Genomic DNA, 19,556 nt, shown 5'->3' on the forward strand with positions numbered 1-19,556 from the left:
CGAGGGTCGGCGCCTGGGCACGCTACGCCGGCGCGTGCTCCAGAAACCCGAACACCGTCACGAAGTGGCACGCCGTGCCCGCCATGACGAAAAGGTGCCAGATGCCGTGCGCATGCCGCCAGCGCTGGTCGTTGGCGTAGAACAGCGTGCCGCAGGTATAGATGGCCGCGCCCGCCAGCAGCCACGTCAGCCCCGCCGTCGACAGCGCCCCCGCGATTGGCGCGGCGAAGGCCACGCCCAGCCAGCCCATCGCCAGGTACAGCGGCAAGGCGGGCGGCGCGTTGCGCGCCCACCAGAGTTCGCGGCTGATGCCCACGAAGGCCAGCAGCCAGATCGCCACGCCCATCGCGGCGCCCCAACGATGGTCCACGGGGCCAAACGCCAGCGGCGTGTACGTGCCGGCGATCAGCAGGTAGATCGCGCAGTGGTCCGCCTTGGCCCACATTTCCTTGCGCCGCCCTCGCGAGCAATGAAACAGCGAAGACGACGCATACACCGCAATCATCGACGCCGCGAACACCGCGCAGCTGATGATCTGGCGCGTGTCCACCCGCAGCTCGGCCGCGCGCGTGATCAATGCGCCGGATGCCAGCACCGACAGCGCCAGCCCGGCCAGATGCGTCACGCCATTGAGTCGTTCGCCTTCCTGCATGTGCGCCCCCGCGCCGGCGGCATGCCGGCGCCTGTCATCATGGCGCGCTTGTGTGACAGCGGCGGGACAGCGGCATCACCCCACGAAATCCACCGCGGCCGGATAGCCGTCGATGGCGCGCGCGGCCAGGACTGCGCGCTGCACCGCGATCGCCATCGCTTCGGCCGCCATGACGCCCAGCAGCATCACATTGGCCGTCCTGCCCGACGCGCCCGTGCCCAGCGCAAAGATCGTGTCGCCGTCGAGCATGGTGTGGATGGGGTTGATCGTGCGAGCCAGGCCGTCATGCGCCATGCCCGCGATCTTCTGGGCTTCGGCCTTGGTGAGCCGCGCATCGGTGGCCACCGCGCCAATGGTGGTGGCCGCGCCCGCGCGCATGGACTTGGGCAGATCGCCCGCCAGGATGGCCGCGCGGGTGTCGTGCAGCGTCCTGCCGTCCGCCGTGCGCGCGCCGGCCAGGATGCGCCCGGTGGCCGGGTCCAGCACGTCGCCCACCGCGTTGACCGCGACAATTGCCCCCACCGTCACGCCCGCCACGGTCAGCGACGCGCTGCCGATGCCGCCCTTCATGGCGCGCTGGGGACCATATAGCTTGCCTACCGTCGCCCCCGCCCCCGCGCCCACGTTGCCTTCCTGGGCCGCGTCGGCGGTGGCGGCCCGGCAGGCCTGATAACCTGCGGCGGCATCGGGCCGCACCGACGCGTCGCCCACGCCCAGGTCGAACAGCACCGCGCTCGGCACGATGGGCACGAAGGCCACGCCCACATCAAAGCCGATCTTCTTTTCTTCCAGATACCGCATCACGCCCGAGGCTGCATCCAGCCCGAACGCGCTGCCGCCCGTCAGCACGATCGCGTGCACCTTGTCGACCATGTTGATCGGATTGAGCAGGTCGGTCTCGCGCGTGCCCGGCGCCGCGCCGCGCACGTCCACGCCGCCCGTCGCGCCCGCGTCGGCAATGATGACCGTGCACCCGGTAGGGCGACGCGTTTCCGTGTAATGCCCGACCCGCAAGCCCGCCACGTCGGTGATGCTGCCGCCGCCCGGCAGCGCCGCCGCGCCACCGGCGCCTTGCGCTGGCATCGATCCCGCCGCCGCCGCGCCCGCGGCCGCCATCATGAACGCGCGCCTGTTCCATTGCTGTTGCACATCCGTCTCCATCAAGGTAATGCCTGAAGGATCCCGGGCCGACTGCGCCGGGCGTCTGGTAACGCTATATGACCTGTGGCTATATTTTTACTATTCCTTATGCTTTGTGGAAAAATAGGCCGGTTGTTAGAGTGCCGCTACGCCGGAGGGCATTGCAGGCCCACATGCTCTCCACAGTGATCATCCGTGGAGCATTGCCATGAAACTCTTTCGTACGCTTTTCATCGCCGGCCTCGTCCAGGTCGCCGCCCTGTCCGCCGCCCATGCCCAGTCCGAACTGGACCAGATCAAATCCGCGGGCGTCTTCAAGATTGGCACCGAAGGCACCTACGCGCCGTTCACCTTCCACGATGCATCCGGCAAGCTTACCGGCTTTGACGTGGACATCGGCCGCGCCATCGCCGAGCGCCTGGGCGTGAAGGCGCAATTCATCGAAGGCAAGTGGGACGGCCTGATCGCCGGCCTGGACGCCAAGCGCTACGACGCCGTCATCAACCAGGTGGGCATCACCGATGCGCGCCGCGCGAAGTACGACTTCTCCGATCCGTACATCTCGTCGGCCGCCGTGCTGATCGTGCGCGACGACAACACCAGCATCAAGTCCTTCGCGGACCTGAAGGGCAAGAAGTCCGCCAACACGCTGACCAGCAATTTCGGCAAGCTGGCGCAGAGCCACGGCGCGGAAGTGGTCGCCGTGCAGGGCTTTAACGAAGCCATCGATCTGCTGACCTCCGGCCGCGTCGAGGCCACCGTCAACGACAACCTGTCGTTCCTGGACTTCAAGAAGCAAAAGCCCAATGCCCGCGTGAAGATCGCGGCCACGGACAAGACGGCGGAGTTCAGCAACTCGGGCGTCCTGATCCGCAAGAACAATCCTGAACTGCAGGCCGCCATCAACAAGGCGCTGGCCGACATCAAGGCGGACGGCACGTACAAGACCATCTCGGTCAAATACTTCGGCACGGATCTGTCCGCGCAGTAAACCTCTGGAGCGCCCATGACGCTGCCCCCTTGGCTTCACGCCTTCCTGCCGGACTGGCTGCTGGCAAAAATAGGCGAATGGTCGGTGCCGGCCTGGGTGCAGCTGATGGCAGATTCGTTCTGGCCGCTGCTGCACGCGGGGCTGGTGTTCACGGTGCCGCTCACGCTGATGTCCTTTGCGCTGGGCCTGGCGCTGGCGTTCGTGGTGGCGCTCATCCGCCTGTTCGGCCCCGCGCCGCTGGTGGCCGTGGTGCGCTTTTACGTCTGGCTGATCCGCGGCACGCCGCTGCTGGTGCAGCTGTTCGTGATCTTCTATGGCCTGCCCAGCGTGGGCATCGTGCTGGACCCGCTGCCCGCCGCGCTCATCGGCTTCACGCTGAACGTCGGCGCCTACAACTCCGAGGTGATCCGCGGCGCGATCGAATCGATCACCAAAGGTCAATGGGAAGCGGCCTATTCGCTCAGCATGACGCGCGGCCAGGCCCTGCGCCGCACGATCCTGCCGCAGGCGGCCCGCGTGGCCGTGCCGCCGCTGTCCAATTCCTTCATCGCGCTCGTCAAGGACACCTCGCTCGCCGCCGTGCTGACGGTGCCCGAGATTTTCCAGGCCGCCCAGCGCATCGCCGCGGTCACGTACGAGCCGTTGATCCTGTACACCGAGGCCGCGCTGATCTATCTGGCGTTCAGTTCCGTCCTGTCCGCGGCGCAGGTGCGGCTGGAGCGGCGCTTCGGCCAGCACGCGATGTTTAGCGAGAAGACCCGATGATCCGGCTTGAAAAAATCGAAAAGTCCTTCGGCGGCAATCCCGTGCTCAAGCAGGTGGATGTGCAGATCGACGAAGGCAGCGTCACCGCCCTGATCGGCCCTTCCGGCAGCGGCAAGAGCACCCTGCTGCGCTGCGTGAACCTGCTGGAAGTGCCGGATCGCGGGCGGCTGGAGATCGGGCCGGAAACGGTCGACTTTGAACCCGGCCGCAAGCTGACGCGTGAACAGGTCCAGGCCGTGCGCATGCAGACCGGCATGGTGTTCCAGAACTTCCAGCTCTTTCCGCATCAGACCGTGATCGGCAATGTGATGGAAGGGTTGGTGACTGTCCAGAAATGGCCTGCCGATCGTGCGCGGGCGCGGGCGGAGGAACTGCTGCGCAAGGTAGGGATGCTGGAAAAGGCCGATGCGTGGCCCGCAAACCTGTCCGGCGGCCAGCAACAACGCGTGGCGATCGCCCGCGCGCTTGCACCCGCGCCGCGTGTTCTGCTGTGTGACGAGCCGACCTCCGCGCTGGACCCGGGATTGGCCGCGGAAGTCGTGGACGTCCTGCGCCAGCTGGCCGCGGAAGGCATGACGATGCTGATGGCCACGCATGATTTGCGGCTGGCAGCCAGCGTGTCGCGGGAAGTGGTGTTTCTGCTGGATGGCGTGGTGGTCGAGGCCGGCGACTCCCGCACGGTGTTCTCACAACCGCAGGATCCGCGTACGGCCACGTTCATCTCGACGCTGACGCAGGAAGCGCCGTAGATCCGGGGGGCTCGTGGATCTCGGTGTCTGACACCCTCTGTGAGGCTGCCGCGAGTTGACGGTCAACTCCCCAGGGTGTCAGACACCTGCCGCAAGCCGGCACGCCACCGCGAGCTCCCGGGTGTCAGACACCAGCCCCAACACGCAGATGGCCGGCTACTTCGGCGGCAGCGAGCCCGCCGGGTCGACCGCCTGGCCGTCGTAGCGCAGTTCGAAGTACAGCCCGACCTGCTTGCTGTCGCTGTTGCCCATCTCGGCGATCTTCTGTCCTTGCGTCACGCGCTGGCCTTCCTTGACCAGCAGCTTGCTGTTGTGCGCGTAGATGCTGAGGAAGTTGGCGTTGTGTTTGACGATCACCAGATGCCCGTAACCGCGCAGGCCGCTGCCCGAATAGGCCACGGTGCCCGGGGCCGCCGAGACGACCGGCGTGCCGGCGGCGTTGCTGATGACGATGCCGTTCGAGCCCGAACCGTCGTAGCCGCGCGTGACCTTGCCCTGCGCGGGCCAGACCAGCGAAATCGCGCCGGGCGGCGCCGTCCGCCGTTTGCCGGGCGACGCGGTGGCGCGCGGCGCGGGTTTGGGTTTGGTGCTGGCCTTGCTGGGCGGCGCGGAGCGCGCCTGCCCGGCGGGCGGCTCGACCCGCAGCAGCTGGCCGACTTCGATCGTATTGGAGTTCGACAGATTGTTCCACCGGACCAGATTACTGACCGTGGTGCCTTCCTTGCGCGCAATCTGATAGAGGGTGTCGCCCGACTGGACCCGGTAATAGCCTGGCTGGACCTTGGTCGTGCCGCACGCGGTCAGCAGCACAAGTAATGCCGCCATCAACGCGCCCAACCATAAGCGCGTATAGGGCCCGGCACGCCCCCGTCCGGCGGGCGGTACACTGCTGGACAAGTTGGAAATGGGCAAGGTCGAAGCGGACACGGTCGAAACGGACAAGGTCGGAACGGACACGCTCGAAACGGACAAGGAAAGCTCTGAAACCTGGGGCACGGGGTCGCGTGTCGGAAAGAAGTGCGTTCAAGGGTACCAAGAAATCGGGACCGCTTGGCATAGAATGCCTCTCATGTCTTACGCGACCCGGTCTTACCCGACCCGCCTCCTTTGCACGCTGCGGGCGCTGCGCGCCGACGGCGTGCTGTGGCTGGCGCTGCTGGCCCTGGCGCTGCGCGCGCTGGTGCCGGCCGGTTATATGCCGGACACCCGCGCCCTGCATGACGGCCGCCTGGAAGTCACCTTCTGCTCGGCGGCGGGCAACCTGTCGGCGATCAGCCTGGCGCTCCCGGCCGAAGGCGGCAAGGCCGGGCACGACACCGCCAATACGGGCGCCCAATGTCCCTTCGGACTGCTCGTCCACGTCACGCCCGCCACCGCACCGCCCATGGTGCCGCTGCTGCTGACGGCAGCCGGGCACGCCCCGCCCTTCTCCGCCCATCGCGCGCTGCCCGCGCAGCCCGCCCATGGTCCACCCCTCGGATCGCGCGCCCCACCCCCGCTGGCCTGACCCCGTCCCGGATCTTCCGTGCCCCTTGCGCATCCGCAACGGGCACGGACTGCCCCGCCGCGCGCCCCGGCTGCGCGCCCGACTCGTCAATCCAGAGGTACCCATGAATTCGCTGTTTACCCGCGCGTCCGCCGGCGCGCCGAGCGGCGTCGCGCCCGATCCGCGGCGCCGTCTGCTGCTTTCCACCCTGGCCCTGCTGCCCCTGGCCGCCTGCGGCAAGGACACCCCGCCCCTGCACGGCATGGATCTGTCCGGCATGCCCACCGGCGACTTCCAGCTACAGGACACCGACGGCCAGACGCGGCGGCTGGCCGATTACCAGGGCCACCCCATCATGCTGTTCTTCGGCTTCACGCAATGCCCGGACGTCTGCCCGACCGCGCTGACCCGCGCCGTCGAGATCAAGTCCCTGCTGGGCGCGGACGCGGACAAGCTGCGCGTGCTGTTCATCACCGTGGACCCCGAGCGCGACACGCCCGAGATCCTGCGCGCGTACACCCAGGCCTTCGATCCCGGCTTCATCGGCCTGCGCGGCACGGCCGAACAGACCCGCGCCGCCGCCCAGTCGTTCAAGGTGTTCTTCCAGAAGGTGCCCACCGGTTCCTCCTACACCATGGACCACACCGCGCTGACTTATGTCATCGATGCCCAGGGCAAGCTGCGCATCGCGCTGCGCCACGAACAAAGTGCCCAGGACAGCGCGCAGGACCTGCGCACCGTCCTCTGACCCAATATCCAAGGAAACGCTCATGAAGAAGATTTCGATCAAACCCGTGGCCGCCGCGCTCGCATTGGCGCTGGCCGGCTTTGGCCCGATGGCGCTGGCTCAGACCGCCGGACTGACCGTGGAGGACGCATGGGTGCGCGCCACGGTGCCCAACCAGCACGCGACCGGCGCGTTCATGCGCCTGACCGCCGCCGAATCCGGCCGGCTGGTCGGCGTGGAGTCCCAGGCTGCCAAGCACGTGGAAGTGCACGAGATGGCCATGCAGGACAACGTCATGAAGATGCGCCAGGTGGCGGGCATCGACCTGCCGGCCGGCAAGGCGGTGGAACTGAAACCGGGCGGCTACCACGTGATGCTGATCGACCTGGCCAAGCCCATCGCGGCCGGCGACCATGTCGCGCTGACGCTGATCGTTGAAGACGGCTCCAAGCAACAGCGGCGCATTCCCGTGGACGCGGTGGCGCGGCCGCTGAACGCCACCGCCGCGCCGGCGGCCAGCCACGGCCACTGATCTATATATAGTGGCCCGTGCCCCAACGCGGCACGGGCGCCATTCAGTCAGACCGGTGATATCAGGGACGCATAACGCCGGGCATGGCCCGGCCGCTGGCTCCGATTCGCCATACAATGCCTGCACATCCGCCGCCCGTGCCCACCCGGCCAGGCGGCAGCCGGCCACCGCCGCCGCGCTCAGGATGCCAGCGTTCCGCGCAGCCGGGCGCCCGTAACTGCCGGCAGGCTGGCCGGCGCCTCTGTATCTGGATATGCCCGGTAGTTCCGCCTTTTCATTCCTGCGTACCCTTTGCAGCCTGCGCTGGCTCGCCATCGCGGGCCAGGCCGCCACCATCCTGCTCGTCAGCAGCCTGCTGCGGCTGGATCTGCCGCTGGAACCGTTGTGGCTGGGCGTGGGCCTGTTGATCGGTTTCAACGTCTACGCCAGCCTGCGCCTGCGCCATCCGCGCGACCTCTCCCACGCCACCGCCTTCGGCCATCTGTTTGTCGACATGGCGGTGCTCGCCTGGATGGTGGGCTGGAGCGGCGGCATCAGCAACCCGTTCGGGACGATGTTCCTGATCCTGACCGCCCTGGCCGCGCTGGCGCTGCCGCGCAACTGGGCGCTTGCGGCCGCGCTGGCCGGCGTGCTGGGCTATGGCGCCGCCGCGATCTTCGGTCAGCCCCTGCGCGGCGACGTCGATCCCCATAGCCTGCTGCTCTGGGGCCTGGGTGCCAATTTCCTGATTTCGGTGGTGGTCGTGCTGGTGTTTTCGACCCGGCTGGCCGCCGACATGCGCGCCCGTGAGCGTGAGCTTGCCCGCCTGCGCGAACGCTTCACCCGCAACGAGGGCATCGTCGCCCTGGCCACGCACGCGGCCGCCATGGCGCACGAGCTGAACACGCCGCTCGCCACCATGACGCTGCTGACTGACGAGATTGCCGCCGAAGTCCAGGACGACGAAGACCTGCGGGCCGACGTCACCACCCTGAGCCAGCTTCTGGCCCTGTGCCGGGAACGGATCCGCAATCTGGCGGTCCCAACCGCCGTGGATCTGGTTCGCGTGGTGGGGCAATGGCGCCTGATCCGCCCGACCATCGACCTGCAGCGCTCGGGCACGTTGCCCACCAGCCTGCGCGTCGATCCGGCCATCGCCCACCTCTTGCAGGCGCTGCTGAACAACGCCGCCGACGCGGGCGAGGCCGCCGACGCGCCCCGCGTGGACCTGCACCTGGAATACGGCTACGGCGCCCTGCGTGGCGAAGTCCGCGATTACGGACGGGGTTTCGATCCCGACCATGCCATGCTGCCGGCGACCAGCCTGTTCAACAGCGGCAAGCCGGGAGGACTGGGCGTGGGCCTGGCCCTCTCGCATGCCACGGTGGAGCAGTTGGGCGGCGAAATGACGATGACCGCGGCCGAAGGCGGCGGCACCCGCATCCGCTTTTATTTACCTCTCGGCAACCCCGGGACCTGAATGTGATGAATGCAAACGATCTTGGCCTGCTGATCGACGACGACGAACTCTACGTGCGCACCCTGCAACGCAGCCTGTCGCGCCGCGGTCTGGAAACCCGCACCGCCACCGGCATCGCCGAGGCGCTGCGCGTGGCCGAAGAAATCCGTCCGGCCTTTGCCCTGGTCGACCTGCGCCTGGGCGAAGACTCCGGCCTGACCCTGATCCGGCCGCTGCGCGCGCTGCGCGAAGACATGCGCATCCTGCTGGTCACGGGCTACGCCAGCGTGGCGACCGCCGTGGAAGCCATCAAGCGCGGCGCCGACGACTATCTGCCCAAGCCGGCCACGGCGCCCATGATCCTGCGCACGCTGGGTCTGGTGAAGCCAGAAACAGTTACGATCGAAACGACCATGACCCCATTGCACCGCCTAGAATGGGAGCACATTCATCAGGCCCTGCACGAGACCGGCGGCAATGTTTCCGCCGCGGCGCGCCTCCTGGGCATGCACCGGCGCTCGCTTCAGCGCAAGCTGGCAAAAAAACCGGGGCCGGAACGCGAAGTCATCGCGGATTGAATGCTGCGGGGCGACACATCTATACAACACCCCCGTGTGCAGGTGCGACATATCGTCGCACCCCCCCCCCCTCCCCTCGGGGCGTCTACTCCCCTAGGAAAACCCTGAATCCGACGCCCTTGGGCCGGATTCCTCCCAGGCAATGCGACCATTCGTCGCACGCTTGACCAAAATCAAACCGATAGGATGGAGGTTGCTGCCTAGCAGCATTCCAGTCTGCTGCTCTGCAGCATTTCCCACCTTTCCATCCAAGGCTGTACGTGAAACACCCCCTCCTTGCGACCCTTACGCGCATATTTGGCGTCGGCGCGGTCATGCTGCTTGGCGGCTGCAACATGGAAATCCTCTCCCCCAAGGGAGATATCGGCATCCAGGAAAAGACGTTGCTGCTGACGGCGACCGGGCTCATGCTCATCGTTGTCATTCCCGTCCTCATCATGATCGTGGCTTTTGCGTGGAAGTACCGCGCTTCCAACACCAAAGCCGACTACCAGCCCAAGTGGGCTCACTCCACGGCAATCGAAGCCGTCGTCTGGACCGTCCCCTGCATCATCGTGGCGATCCTGGCCGTGATCACCTGGCGCTCCACGCACGCGCTGGATCCCTACAAGCCGCTCGTGTCCGAACACAAGCCGGTGACCATCGAGGTGGTCTCCCTGGATTGGAAGTGGCTGTTCATCTACCCCGAGTACGACATCGCCACGGTCAACGAGATCGCGTTCCCCGTGGACGTTCCGGTCAACTTCCGGATCACGTCGGCATCGGTGATGAATTCCTTCTTCATCCCCCAGCTCGGCAGCCAGATCTACTCGATGGCCGGCATGGAAACCAAGCTGCACCTGAACGCGCGCGAAATCGGCACCTACGCCGGCATTTCGGCCAACTACAGCGGCGGCGGTTTCTCGGGCATGCGCTTCAAGGCCCACGCCATGTCGCAGGAAGGATTCGACAACTGGATCAAGGAAGCCAAGGCTTCTCCCACCGCCCTGACCCCCGAGGTCTACGCGGAACTGACCAAGCGCAGCGAGCGCAATCCGGTCGTGAAGTACTCGTCGGCGCCGCCCGCCATGTTTGATTTCATTCTGGGCAGCACGATGACCAAGATGGCCGGCGTGGACTCCGCCACGTGCACCTCCACGTCGAATAATCTGATCGCAGGAATCAACTAACAATGCTCGGGAAACTCACCCTCGAGGCCATTCCGTACCATGACCCCATCGTCATGGTTACGCTGGCCGCCGTGTGCCTGGGAGGCCTAGCGGTCTTCGGCGCCATCACCTACTTCAAGAAGTGGAAGTACCTCTGGACGGAATGGCTGACCACCGTCGACCACAAGCGCATCGGTGTGATGTACATCATCGTTGCGCTCATCATGCTGCTGCGCGGCTTTGCCGACGCCATCATGATGCGCACGCAGCTTGCCGTCGCGTCAGCAGACTCGGCCGGCTTCCTGCCCCCGCACCACTACGACCAGATCTTCACCGCCCACGGCGTCATCATGATTTTCTTCATGGCGATGCCCTTCATCACCGGGCTGATGAACATCGTCGTGCCGCTGCAGATCGGCGCCCGCGACGTGGCGTACCCGTTCCTGAACTCGCTGAGCTTCTGGCTGTTCGGCGCCGGCGTCGCGCTGATGATGATCTCGCTGTTCGTGGGCGAATTCGCCGCGACCGGCTGGCTCGCGTATCCGCCGCTGTCCGGGCTGGACTACAGTCCAAGCGTGGGGGTGGATTACTACCTCTGGGCGCTGCAGATCTCCGGTCTGGGAACAACGCTTAGCGGCATCAACTTCATCGTCACCATCCTGCGCATGCGCGCGCCTGGCATGACCCTGATGAAGATGCCGATCTTCACGTGGACCTCGCTGGTCACCAACGTCCTGATCGTCGCCGCCTTCCCCGTGCTGGCCGCGACGCTGGCGCTGCTGACGATGGACCGCTACCTGGGCACGCACTTCTTCACGAACGACGGTGGCGGCAACGTCATGATGTACGTGAATCTGATCTGGATCTGGGGCCACCCCGAGGTCTACATCCTGGTGCTCCCGGCTTTCGGCGTGTATTCGGAAATCGTTGCCACGTTCGCCCGCAAGACGCTGTTCGGCTACAAGTCCATGGTCTACGCCACGGCCGCCATCGGCGTGCTGTCGTTCCTGGTCTGGCTGCACCACTTCTTCACCATGGGTGCGGGCGCCAACGTCAATGCCTTCTTCGGCATAGCGACAATGATCATCTCGATCCCGACCGGGGCGAAGATCTTCAACTGGCTGTTCACCATCTACCGCGGCCGCCTGCGCATCACGACGCCGGTGCTGTGGACGCTGGGCTTCATGATCGTCTTCGTCATCGGCGGCATGACCGGCGTGATGCTGGCCATCCCCGGCGTGTCGTTCGTGCTGCACAACAGCCTGTTCCTGATCGCGCACTTCCACAACACCATCATCGGTGGCGTGGTGTTCGGCTGCATCGCCGGCATGATCTACTGGTTCCCGAAGGCGTTCGGCTTCACGCTGAACGAACGTCTGGGCCGCTACTCGTTCTACTGCTGGTTCGTCGGTTTCTTCCTGGCCTTCATGCCCCTGTACATCCTGGGCTTCAAGGGCATGACGCGCCGCCTGAACCACTACGACAACCCCGAATGGCAGCCGTACCTGCTGGTCGCGCTGGCTGGCGCCGCGCTGATCATGCTGGGCATCTTCTTCCTGCTGCAGCAAGTGTTCGTCTCCGTGCGTCAGCGCAAGCAGAACCAGGACGTCACCGGCGATCCCTGGGATGGCCGCACCCTGGAATGGTCGATCTCGTCGCCCGCGCCTTTCTACAACTTCGCCCACGTTCCTCACGTCGATGAACTGGACCAGTTCTGGGAAGACAAGCAAAGCGGCAAGGCCTACAAGCGCCCGGCCAAGTACGAAGACATCCACATGCCGAAGAACACCGCCGCTGGTGTCTGGATTGGCGCCTTTGGCCTGGTCATGTGCTTTGCGCTGATCTGGCACATCTGGTGGCTGTCGATCGCCGGCCTCGTGGGCATGATCGGTTCGTTCATCGTTCGCGCCTATGACCGCGACGTCGACTACTGGGTCCCGGCCGCGGAAGTCGAACGCATCGAAAACGCTCACTTTGACAAAATGCAGAAGGCCGCCTGAGCCATGATTCAAGCCGTAGCCACTCACCCCCATGCGGGTCACGACGATCACGCGCATCACGACGATGGATCCAAGACCGTTTTCGGTTTCTGGGTCTATCTGATGAGCGACTTGCTGATCTTTTCGGTGCTGTTCGCCACGTTCGCGGTGTTGTCCAACGCCACCGCGGGCGGACCGTCCGGCAAGGAACTGTTCGACCTGAACTTCGTCCTGGTCGAAACGCTGTTGCTGCTGGTGTCCAGCTTCACCTTCGGCATGGCCAACCTGAACGTGCACGCCAACAACAAGAGCCGTGCCATGGGCTGGTTGATGGTCACGTTCCTGTTCGGCGCGGGCTTCATCGCGATGGAAATCTATGAATTCCATCACCTGATCAGCATCGGCGCCGGTCCGGGCCGCAGCGCCTACCTGTCCGCGTTCTTCACGCTGATCGGTACGCACGGCCTGCACGTGACCTTTGGCCTGATCTGGATCATCGTCATGCTCGACATGATCCGCCGCCATGGCCTGGACTCGATCAACAAGCGTCGTCTGGCGTGCCTGAGCCTGTTCTGGCACTTCCTGGACATCGTCTGGATCTGCGTCTTCACCTTTGTCTACCTCCTGGGAGCCCTCTGATGTCGCACTCCGCTGCGGCCGCACACGGCCACGACGATCACGCCGCCGATCACGGCAGCCTGAAGTCCTACATCATCGGTTTCGTGCTCTCGCTGCTGCTCACCTTCGGCTCGTTCGGCCTGGTGATGCACGGCGCGCTGTCCCACACCGCCACCATCATTGGCGTGGTGGCGCTGTGCATACTCCAGCTGCTGGTCCAGCTGGTGTACTTCCTGCACATGGGCGCATCGAAGTCGTCCCGCGACAACCTGGCCACGTTTGTCTTCACCGTGATGATCATCTTCATCATCGTCGGTGGTTCGGCCTGGGTGCTGTACAACATGAACGTCAACATGGGCCACGCCATGTAAGACGGCCTGCCGTTCAGGCAAGCAGAACAGGCGCCCTCGGGCGCCTGTTTTTTTTGCTGCGCTCAAATGAAAGCCACGACCGCGCGTGGCGGGCAACACGGCGGCGGCGGGCTGCGGTGCCGGCGCGCCCGCGTGGGTCAGCGCGCCGGGCCGGCCGCCGTAAGGGCCACGTCGGCGCGACGCGCCAGTTCCGTGGCCGTCACGCCAACGAAGGGCTGCACGCGCGCGGTCTGGTTCAGATCGCACCCCGCCGGGCCTGCGGCCCCGTCGAGCACCTGCTTGACCGCGCGTCCGCCCATCGGGCTCACCGGACCGCTATTGCCCAACTGCCAGGCCAGCACATCCGCCACGGCCATGCCGCAACGCGCCGGCGTCCGGGGCCTGCCGCCGTATTCCAGCAACAAGCGCACCTTGTTGTCCTTGCCCAGGCTCAGCATGGTCACGAGCGGCAGCGCGTCCGGCGCGGCAACGCCTTCCAGCCGCAGGTCCGGATCGCTCCGGTCCGTGGGGTCCGCCCCCGCCTTCAACCAGGCCTCGTACAGATCGTCGGGCAGCCACGGCAGGCCGAGCGGCGCGATCCGGTTGCGCAGTGGCACCGCCGCGTCCGCCGCGGCCGCAAGCGGCACGCCCGCCGCCACCAGGCGGTCGGCGGTGGCGCGCAGCCGCGCGCGCTGGCCGTCCCATGCCGCGCTGTTGCCGTCGGCCGCCGCGCGTTGCTCCGCGCGGTTCCACACCGACAAGAGGCTGGACAGCGGCTCCGTGGACAGCGGCGCCTGGGGCGGGCGCGCGGCCTGTACCAATTGATCGATCAGACCCGGCTGAAGATAGCGGGCCGCCAGCGACAGGCCCTCGTCCAGTCCATTGCGGTCCGGCTTCTCTTTCGTCGCGCCGTAGCCGCCCACCGCGGGATCGGCCCCGTGCGCCAGCGCAAACGTCACGCGCTCGGGGACGGGATAGGTCGCGGCCGGCGTCAGGTCGCCGCCCGGAAATTCGCGCAACGCCGAGAGCAGCGGCGTTTCCCACATGGGGCTGTTTCCGTAATACATGCGGATATAGGCGGCATTGATGTCCGCGCCGCGCGCGAGCAGCTTTTCGGCGAACCAGAAGTTCTTCGGGGTTTGCAGCGCCGCGTGCAGCAGCGAGCGCCCATTCTTTTCGCGCGCGTTCGGATTGGCGCCCTTTTCCAGCAGGTAGACCAGGTTGTCCTTGCTGTCGCTGTAGTAGGAGATGCGGCGCATCAGCAGCGGTGTGCCGTTGGAGTCCAATGCATCCACCGGCGCGCCCGCGGCGATCAGCATGTCGGCCAGCGCGTAGCGCTCTGCGGCCGGGCGGGTGTCCTTGGCGTCGGGCAATGCGCTGGCCACCAGCGAGAACCCGTTGTCAGGGCCATCCGCCTTCGCGCCCGCATCCAGCAGCGCGCGCACCATCTCGAGCTGTTTGCGCGACACGGCCACGGCCAGCGCGGACCTGCCGTATTCGTTCACGCCGTTCGGATCCTGACCGCCGGCAAGCTCGGCGCGCACCGCGTTCACATCACCGGCCTGGATCGCCTGAAAGATCGCCAGGCGCGGACGGCAGGCCGTCGCATCAAGCGCCGGGGTTTCCAGCGCGGCGCCGATGCGGGCGGCAACGTTGCCGGGAATGGCTTCCTTGGCCGCAAGGCGCCGCGTGCAATACAGCCGGTAGTCCTCGCGCGCCAGCGCCTCGTAGTAGGCGCGTTCCTCGCGCGACGTCTCGCGCTGCTTCCAGCGGGCGTCGGCGCGGTTCAGGTAGGCGGCGGTGCGCGACGGATCGCGCCGCAGCACGTCGGTCAGGATGCGGTCCGCTTGCGCCGTGTCGCCCGACTCGGCCAGCCAGAAGCCGTAGTCGTTCAAGGCGGTCGTCATCTCGGCGTCCTTGCCGTCCGGATCGATCTCGCGATAATCCTGCGCCATCACAAAACGGCGCAGATCGGCCAGCGCCCGCTGGAAGTCGGCCGTCTTGGCGCGCGGAATGGCGCGCGCCACCTGATGCAGGGTTCGGAACGTGGCCGTCACATCCGGCGCCGTCTGGTGCTCGAAGCGCACCTGCGCGGGAAACGCGTCCAGCCGCGACGGATACTCGCGCAGCGCCGCCTGCAGTGTCGTCATGGCCTGCGCCCGGCGCGCCTCATCCCACGGCCGGCCGCTCGTGACCACGGCAAGCTGCACGTCTGCATTCACGGATGCAGCCTCGCCCTTGCCGTCCACCAGAAACCCGGTGGCCTTGCCGGCCGGGGTGCGGCGATCGGCCAGGCCGACCCAATAAAAGGCTTCGCCTGCGCGCGGCGACCTGACCGCCACATTCTCCTCACGCGAGGCCGTCCAGCCTTCGGGGTCGATCACCAGCGGCTGCGACCGGAAATCCAACCGGAAGTCCTTGCCCCCCTCGCGCACATAGCGGTACAGGTACAGGCGGTTCTCCATCTGCCCGACAAGCACCACGTCCTTGACGTTCTCGGTACCCCAGACCCGGCGCTCGGGTTCGCGCAGCGGGTAGCGCGACAGGCGGATCGATTCGATGACCGCGCCGATGTCGGATGCCAGGGCCGGTGGCGGCGCTGCCGCCATGCCGGCCAGCGTCAGCGCGACGGCGCCAAACAGACGGGTGACAACGGGGCGGAACGGGCGCGGCATGTAGCGGAGACGTCGGCAATGAAAGGGATGCCGATGATACCTGTCCCCGCTGGACACCCTCGGGTATGTCCCAACGGGGATTGACCCGTAGATGGCACAAACCCGCCGATTATTCGTTATATAGTCGCCCCTACATCGTTTAGTTAACACCTTAGCAAACCGTTTCCGCAACAGATCATCATGGACGCCGAGCCCGTGCCGCCCTTTACTCCCGACCCCCGCATCGCCGATCGGGCCCAACGGTTTGCCGACGCCTTGTTGCGTCACGCGCCTCCCGTCCATCCCGATGCCGGCTTTTTTGCCGCGGTCCTGGGTACCAGCATCGCGCACGAGGACCTGGCCCGCAGCGGCTTGTCGCCCGCCGAACTGAAGGACCTTCTGGACTATCTGTTCCCCGGCGCCCTGACCGGATTCGACACGTCCCTGTCGGCGCTGCGCGAACAGTTCGCCGCCTATGTGGGCAAGGGCGCCAGCGATCCGCAACCCGGGTTCACGCTACTGATGCGCGTGCTGCTGGACGCCTACCGCGCGCCCGGCCCCGAGTCGACCCAATGGGTCAGCAGCATCCTCGCGCACGCCTGCCTGCGGCCCGATCACTTGTGGCGCGACCTGGGCCTGTCCGGACGCGAAGACGTCACCGTGCTGCTCGCGCGCCACTACCCCGGGCTGGTGAGCCGCAACGTCGACAACATGCGCTGGAAGAAATTCCTGGCCTATTCCGCCTGCGAACACGCCGGCCTGCCGGCCGCGGCCGCGCCCGGATGCGGCGACTGCGAGGACAGCGAGTTCTGCTACCGGGCCGCGGCATAAGCAGCGGGGCGGGCCATATTTGACCCGCCCGGGCCAAATATGGCCCGGTCTCTTATCTTATGAATCAACGGCTTACGATGAACCGGGTCAAAACTGGCCCGGCTCATCGCGCAAACACGCGCGTGGCCGGACAAAGACGGCGGCCCGCGTGCAGCGCATTCGGCGCTTTTTGTTCGTAGAGCGTTGATTTCACAGCAGTATTTTTCGCTTAGCCAAACCTGGCACGGATTTCGCATATGTCGTTGCATCCACCTTCGGGATGCTTCTGGCCCCACCGGGCCCAACGACGACACAGGAATCCGTCATGCCTACTCCCGCCTATATCAGCATCACCGGCAAGACCCAAGGCAACATCACCCAGGGCGCCTTCACCGCCGACTCGGTCGGCAACGTCTACGTGGAAGGCCACGAAGACCAGATCCTGGTGCAAGAGATCGAGCACCGCGTCAACACCCCGACCGACCCGCAAAGCGGCCAACCCTCCGGCCAGCGCGTGCACAAACCCTTTACCTTCACCAGCGCGCTGAACAAGGCGACGCCGCTGCTGTACCAGGCCCTGGCCGCCGGCGAAATGCTGCCCAAGGTCGAAGTGAAGTGGTACCGCACTTCCATTGACGGCAAGCAGGAGCACTTCTTCACCACCGAACTGGAAGACGCCACGATCGTGGACATCACCAGCGTCCTGCCGCATGCGCAGGATCCCAGCAAGGCGGACTACACCCAGCTCATCAAGGTGGCCATGGCGTATCGCAAGATCACGTGGACGCATGCGATCGCCGGCACGGAAGCTTCGGACGACTGGCGCAAGCCGCTGGAAAGCTAAGCCGGGCGCGACGGGCCGTGCCAATCGCCGCACGGCCCGGCCCCTTCGCGCTCATCGCGCCTCACAGGCGCCGGAGTTGCCACACCGGTAACTCAGTCCTCTTCTTGACCATCTGCGGCCATAACGATTGCCCCAATCGTCATGGCCGCACAGGATACCGAGATGCCCCGTTTATCCGACATGCGGTTCACGTTCGCCCCCATCGCTGCCAGCGCCAACTTCGAAGTGATCGAATTCACGCTCGACGAAGCGCTCTCCTCGACCTACCAACTGCGCGTGGAGCTGTCCAGCTTTGACCCCGCGGTGGACTTTGGCGCGCTGCTGGACCAGCCTGCGCTATTCACGATCTGGCGCGGCGACACGCCCGTGCGGCACGTGCACGGCATCGTCACCGGTTTCGAGCAAGGCGATACCGGTTTCCGAAGGACACGCTACCGCGCGGTCGTCGAACCTGCCTTGGCGCGCACGGCGCTCTGCTCGGACTGGCGCATTTTCCAGCAGCAATCCGTGCCCGAGATCCTCGAACAGATCCTCAAATCCCACGGCATCACCGACTACGAACAGGTCGCTACCAACGAGCACCTGGCGCGCGAGTACTGCGTGCAGGCGGGCGATACCGACCTGCAGTTTCTCGATCGACTCGCCGCTGAAGAAGGCTTGTTCTACCGGTTTGTCCATTCGGACCATGGCCACCGCCTGATCCACGGCGACCGCATCTACGTGCACGGGACGATCGACGGCGGTCCCGTGGCTTACAACCCGACGCCCGGAGGCGACCAGCCGGAACCCGCACTGCACCGCTTCACCTACGCCGAGCACGTGCGCACCGCGCGACAGACCCACCGCGACTACACCTACACGCATCCGCAGTACGACCAGGAACACTCTTCGGTCGCGCGCGACATGCCCCATCACTCCACCCGTTACGAACGCTACGACTATCCCGGCCGCTACAAGCGCGACGAAGCCGGCAAGCCCTTCACCCAAAACCGCCTGCTGGGCCTGCGCCGCGATGCGCGCATGGCCACGGTCGAGGGCGACGACGCGCGGCTCGTGCCCGGCGTCGCGTTCGACCTGACCGGCCATCCGCGAGAGGACTGGAACCACGGCTGGCGGCCGGTGCGCATGCGCCATCACGGCGTGCAGCACACGAGCCAGCAGGAAGAAGCCGCAGAAGCCCTGCAAGGAACCCAGTACCGCTACACCGCCGACATCATCCCGGACCGCGTGGACTGGAAGCCCGAACCCGCTCGCAAACCCCGCATCGACGGCCCGCAAATCGCGTCGGTGGTGGGTCCCGCCAACGAAGAAATCTACTGCGACGACTACGGCCGCGTGAAGGTCCAGTTCCCGTGGGACCGCCTGGGCAGGCACGACGAACACAGTTCCTGCTGGATCCGCGTCTCGCAAAACTGGGCGGGCGCCGCGTGGGGCCACATGGCGATTCCGCGCATTGGACAGGAAGTGATCGTGGACTTTCTGGATGGAGATTGCGATCAGCCCATCATCATCGGACGCACGTATCGCGCGACCAACCTGCCCCCCTACGAATTACCGCAGCACAAGACGCGGATGACGATCAAGAGCAAATCGCACAAAGGCGACGGGTACAACGAGCTGCGTTTCGAGGATGAACTGGATCAAGAAGAGATCTACGTTCATGCGCAGAAGGACCAGAACATTCACGTCAATCACGACGAGACGACGTTTGTGGGAAATGACCGCAGCGAAAGCGTCGGTCGTGACGAAATGCTGAGAGTCGGACAGGACAGGCAAGACCGGATCATGCGCGACGAGCGCATCGATGTTGGCCAAGACCGGCATCTGATCGTCAAACGCGATCAAATCATCGTTGTTGAACGAAGCCAGCAGGTGTCGATCTCCAAGGATTACCTAGAGGAAATTGGTAACCATCGAGTGGAGCGGATCGCAGCGGACTACAAGACGACAGTGGGAGGCCACATCGAAATCGACGTCGAAGGACATCATAGACTTCGAGCCGCCCAGATGGCCTCTATCACGACACAACATCATGAAGTCCATGCGGACTCGATACGCTGGAGCACGCCCGGCGGCGTTCTCTCGTTGGATTCTG

19 protein-coding genes are annotated in these 19,556 nt (G+C 65.7%); 15 read left to right on the top strand and 4 right to left on the bottom strand.

What is annotated here, in order from left to right; all coding sequences use genetic code 11:
- Positions 1 to 22: 22 nt before the first annotated feature.
- Positions 23 to 652, bottom strand: a complete 630-nt coding sequence (locus KVT32_RS25975) for a hemolysin III family protein (protein ID WP_217619040.1) — start codon at positions 650 to 652, stop codon at positions 23 to 25.
- Positions 653 to 727: 75 nt separating this feature from the next.
- Positions 728 to 1,813: a P1 family peptidase gene (locus KVT32_RS25980; RefSeq protein ID WP_217619044.1), complete on the bottom strand. Its 1,086-nt coding sequence runs from the start codon at positions 1,811 to 1,813 to the stop codon at positions 728 to 730.
- Positions 1,814 to 2,000: 187 nt separating this feature from the next.
- Here KVT32_RS25980 and KVT32_RS25985 point away from each other — a divergent pair, with 187 nt between their 5' ends.
- From KVT32_RS25985 to KVT32_RS25995, 3 genes are all read left to right on the top strand, one after another.
- On the top strand, positions 2,001 to 2,783 hold the full coding sequence (locus KVT32_RS25985) for an amino acid ABC transporter substrate-binding protein (protein WP_063952100.1): 783 nt from the start codon (positions 2,001 to 2,003) through the stop codon (positions 2,781 to 2,783).
- A gap of 84 nt (positions 2,784 to 2,867) precedes the next feature.
- Complete coding sequence (locus tag KVT32_RS25990; RefSeq protein ID WP_056327000.1) at positions 2,868 to 3,548, top strand: ABC transporter permease subunit; 681 nt, start codon at positions 2,868 to 2,870, stop codon at positions 3,546 to 3,548.
- Positions 3,545 to 4,297 carry an amino acid ABC transporter ATP-binding protein gene (locus KVT32_RS25995; RefSeq protein ID WP_062838685.1) on the top strand — a complete coding sequence of 251 codons (753 nt, stop codon included), beginning with the start codon at positions 3,545 to 3,547 and terminating at the stop codon, positions 4,295 to 4,297. The genes KVT32_RS25990 and KVT32_RS25995 overlap by 4 nt, the downstream gene beginning before the upstream one ends.
- 156 nt (positions 4,298 to 4,453) lie before the next feature.
- On the opposite strand, the gene KVT32_RS26000 is transcribed toward KVT32_RS25995, so the two are convergent.
- A complete protein-coding gene (locus tag KVT32_RS26000) occupies positions 4,454 to 5,203 on the bottom strand; it encodes a peptidoglycan DD-metalloendopeptidase family protein (RefSeq protein WP_371825618.1) in 750 nt (249 codons plus the stop codon).
- 163 nt (positions 5,204 to 5,366) lie between these two features.
- Between KVT32_RS26000 and KVT32_RS26005 the strand changes: the two genes are divergently transcribed.
- The 9 genes from KVT32_RS26005 to cyoD all read left to right on the top strand — a co-directional run bounded on the left by KVT32_RS26005 (position 5,367) and on the right by cyoD (position 13,174).
- Positions 5,367 to 5,804, top strand: coding sequence for a DUF2946 family protein (locus KVT32_RS26005; RefSeq protein ID WP_152382367.1), 438 nt, complete (start codon positions 5,367 to 5,369; stop codon positions 5,802 to 5,804).
- A gap of 103 nt (positions 5,805 to 5,907) precedes the next feature.
- Positions 5,908 to 6,531 carry an SCO family protein gene (locus KVT32_RS26010; protein WP_152382368.1) on the top strand — a complete coding sequence of 208 codons (624 nt, stop codon included), beginning with the start codon at positions 5,908 to 5,910 and terminating at the stop codon, positions 6,529 to 6,531.
- A gap of 22 nt (positions 6,532 to 6,553) precedes the next feature.
- Positions 6,554 to 7,042, top strand: coding sequence for a copper chaperone PCu(A)C (locus KVT32_RS26015; protein ID WP_152382369.1), 489 nt, complete (start codon positions 6,554 to 6,556; stop codon positions 7,040 to 7,042).
- 253 nt (positions 7,043 to 7,295) lie between these two features.
- The gene (locus tag KVT32_RS26020) at positions 7,296 to 8,501 is read left to right on the top strand and encodes a HAMP domain-containing histidine kinase (protein WP_152382370.1); all 1,206 of its coding nucleotides are present in this window, start codon (positions 7,296 to 7,298) and stop codon (positions 8,499 to 8,501) included.
- A 5-nt stretch (positions 8,502 to 8,506) separates the two neighbouring features.
- Positions 8,507 to 9,058, top strand: coding sequence for a response regulator transcription factor (locus KVT32_RS26025; RefSeq protein WP_180098020.1), 552 nt, complete (start codon positions 8,507 to 8,509; stop codon positions 9,056 to 9,058).
- Positions 9,059 to 9,318: 260 nt separating this feature from the next.
- The gene (cyoA, locus tag KVT32_RS26030) at positions 9,319 to 10,227 is read left to right on the top strand and encodes a ubiquinol oxidase subunit II (protein WP_063956547.1); all 909 of its coding nucleotides are present in this window, start codon (positions 9,319 to 9,321) and stop codon (positions 10,225 to 10,227) included.
- Positions 10,228 to 10,229: 2 nt separating this feature from the next.
- Complete coding sequence (cyoB, locus tag KVT32_RS26035; protein WP_152382371.1) at positions 10,230 to 12,206, top strand: cytochrome o ubiquinol oxidase subunit I; 1,977 nt, start codon at positions 10,230 to 10,232, stop codon at positions 12,204 to 12,206.
- Positions 12,207 to 12,209: 3 nt separating this feature from the next.
- Positions 12,210 to 12,824 carry a cytochrome o ubiquinol oxidase subunit III gene (gene cyoC, locus KVT32_RS26040; protein ID WP_056326361.1) on the top strand — a complete coding sequence of 205 codons (615 nt, stop codon included), beginning with the start codon at positions 12,210 to 12,212 and terminating at the stop codon, positions 12,822 to 12,824.
- The gene (cyoD, locus tag KVT32_RS26045; protein ID WP_056326358.1) at positions 12,824 to 13,174 is read left to right on the top strand and encodes a cytochrome o ubiquinol oxidase subunit IV; all 351 of its coding nucleotides are present in this window, start codon (positions 12,824 to 12,826) and stop codon (positions 13,172 to 13,174) included. Before cyoC ends, cyoD begins: the two co-directional genes overlap by 1 nt.
- A 137-nt stretch (positions 13,175 to 13,311) precedes the next feature.
- Here cyoD and KVT32_RS26050 read toward each other — a convergent pair whose 3' ends face one another.
- Complete coding sequence (locus tag KVT32_RS26050) at positions 13,312 to 15,828, bottom strand: ankyrin repeat domain-containing protein (RefSeq protein WP_217619041.1); 2,517 nt, start codon at positions 15,826 to 15,828, stop codon at positions 13,312 to 13,314.
- Positions 15,829 to 16,008: 180 nt separating this feature from the next.
- Here KVT32_RS26050 and KVT32_RS26055 point away from each other — a divergent pair, with 180 nt between their 5' ends.
- The 3 genes from KVT32_RS26055 to KVT32_RS26065 form a co-directional block, all read left to right on the top strand.
- Positions 16,009 to 16,638: a nitrogen fixation protein NifQ gene (locus KVT32_RS26055; protein ID WP_152382373.1), complete on the top strand. Its 630-nt coding sequence runs from the start codon at positions 16,009 to 16,011 to the stop codon at positions 16,636 to 16,638.
- Between the two features lie 304 nt (positions 16,639 to 16,942).
- A complete protein-coding gene (locus KVT32_RS26060; protein ID WP_056326349.1) occupies positions 16,943 to 17,461 on the top strand; it encodes an Hcp family type VI secretion system effector in 519 nt (172 codons plus the stop codon).
- Positions 17,462 to 17,623: 162 nt separating this feature from the next.
- A partial coding sequence (locus KVT32_RS26065) for a type VI secretion system Vgr family protein (protein ID WP_217619042.1) occupies positions 17,624 to 19,556 on the top strand: 1,933 nt, incomplete at its 3' end.

Source organism: Achromobacter sp. GbtcB20 (assembly GCF_019091095.1).
Lineage (GTDB): Bacteria > Pseudomonadota > Gammaproteobacteria > Burkholderiales > Burkholderiaceae_B > Achromobacter > Achromobacter mucicolens.

Excerpts from the sequence above, each read along its gene's own strand:
- KVT32_RS26050 (WP_217619041.1), bottom strand. The coding sequence starts at position 15,828 with ATGCCGCGCCCGTTCCGCCCCGTTGTCACCCGTCTGTTTGGCGCCGTC.
- KVT32_RS25975 (WP_217619040.1), bottom strand. The coding sequence starts at position 652 with ATGCAGGAAGGCGAACGACTCAATGGCGTGACGCATCTGGCCGGGCTG.
- cyoC (WP_056326361.1), top strand. The coding sequence starts at position 12,210 with ATGATTCAAGCCGTAGCCACTCACCCCCATGCGGGTCACGACGATCAC.
- KVT32_RS26025 (WP_180098020.1), top strand. The coding sequence starts at position 8,507 with ATGAATGCAAACGATCTTGGCCTGCTGATCGACGACGACGAACTCTAC.
- KVT32_RS26020 (WP_152382370.1), top strand. The coding sequence starts at position 7,296 with ATGCCCGGTAGTTCCGCCTTTTCATTCCTGCGTACCCTTTGCAGCCTG.
- KVT32_RS25985 (WP_063952100.1), top strand. The coding sequence starts at position 2,001 with ATGAAACTCTTTCGTACGCTTTTCATCGCCGGCCTCGTCCAGGTCGCC.
- KVT32_RS26055 (WP_152382373.1), top strand. The coding sequence starts at position 16,009 with ATGGACGCCGAGCCCGTGCCGCCCTTTACTCCCGACCCCCGCATCGCC.
- cyoD (WP_056326358.1), top strand. The coding sequence starts at position 12,824 with ATGTCGCACTCCGCTGCGGCCGCACACGGCCACGACGATCACGCCGCC.
- KVT32_RS26005 (WP_152382367.1), top strand. The coding sequence starts at position 5,367 with ATGTCTTACGCGACCCGGTCTTACCCGACCCGCCTCCTTTGCACGCTG.
- KVT32_RS26015 (WP_152382369.1), top strand. The coding sequence starts at position 6,554 with ATGAAGAAGATTTCGATCAAACCCGTGGCCGCCGCGCTCGCATTGGCG.
- KVT32_RS26060 (WP_056326349.1), top strand. The coding sequence starts at position 16,943 with ATGCCTACTCCCGCCTATATCAGCATCACCGGCAAGACCCAAGGCAAC.
- KVT32_RS25980 (WP_217619044.1), bottom strand. The coding sequence starts at position 1,813 with ATGGAGACGGATGTGCAACAGCAATGGAACAGGCGCGCGTTCATGATG.
- KVT32_RS25995 (WP_062838685.1), top strand. The coding sequence starts at position 3,545 with ATGATCCGGCTTGAAAAAATCGAAAAGTCCTTCGGCGGCAATCCCGTG.
- KVT32_RS26010 (WP_152382368.1), top strand. The coding sequence starts at position 5,908 with ATGAATTCGCTGTTTACCCGCGCGTCCGCCGGCGCGCCGAGCGGCGTC.
- cyoB (WP_152382371.1), top strand. The coding sequence starts at position 10,230 with ATGCTCGGGAAACTCACCCTCGAGGCCATTCCGTACCATGACCCCATC.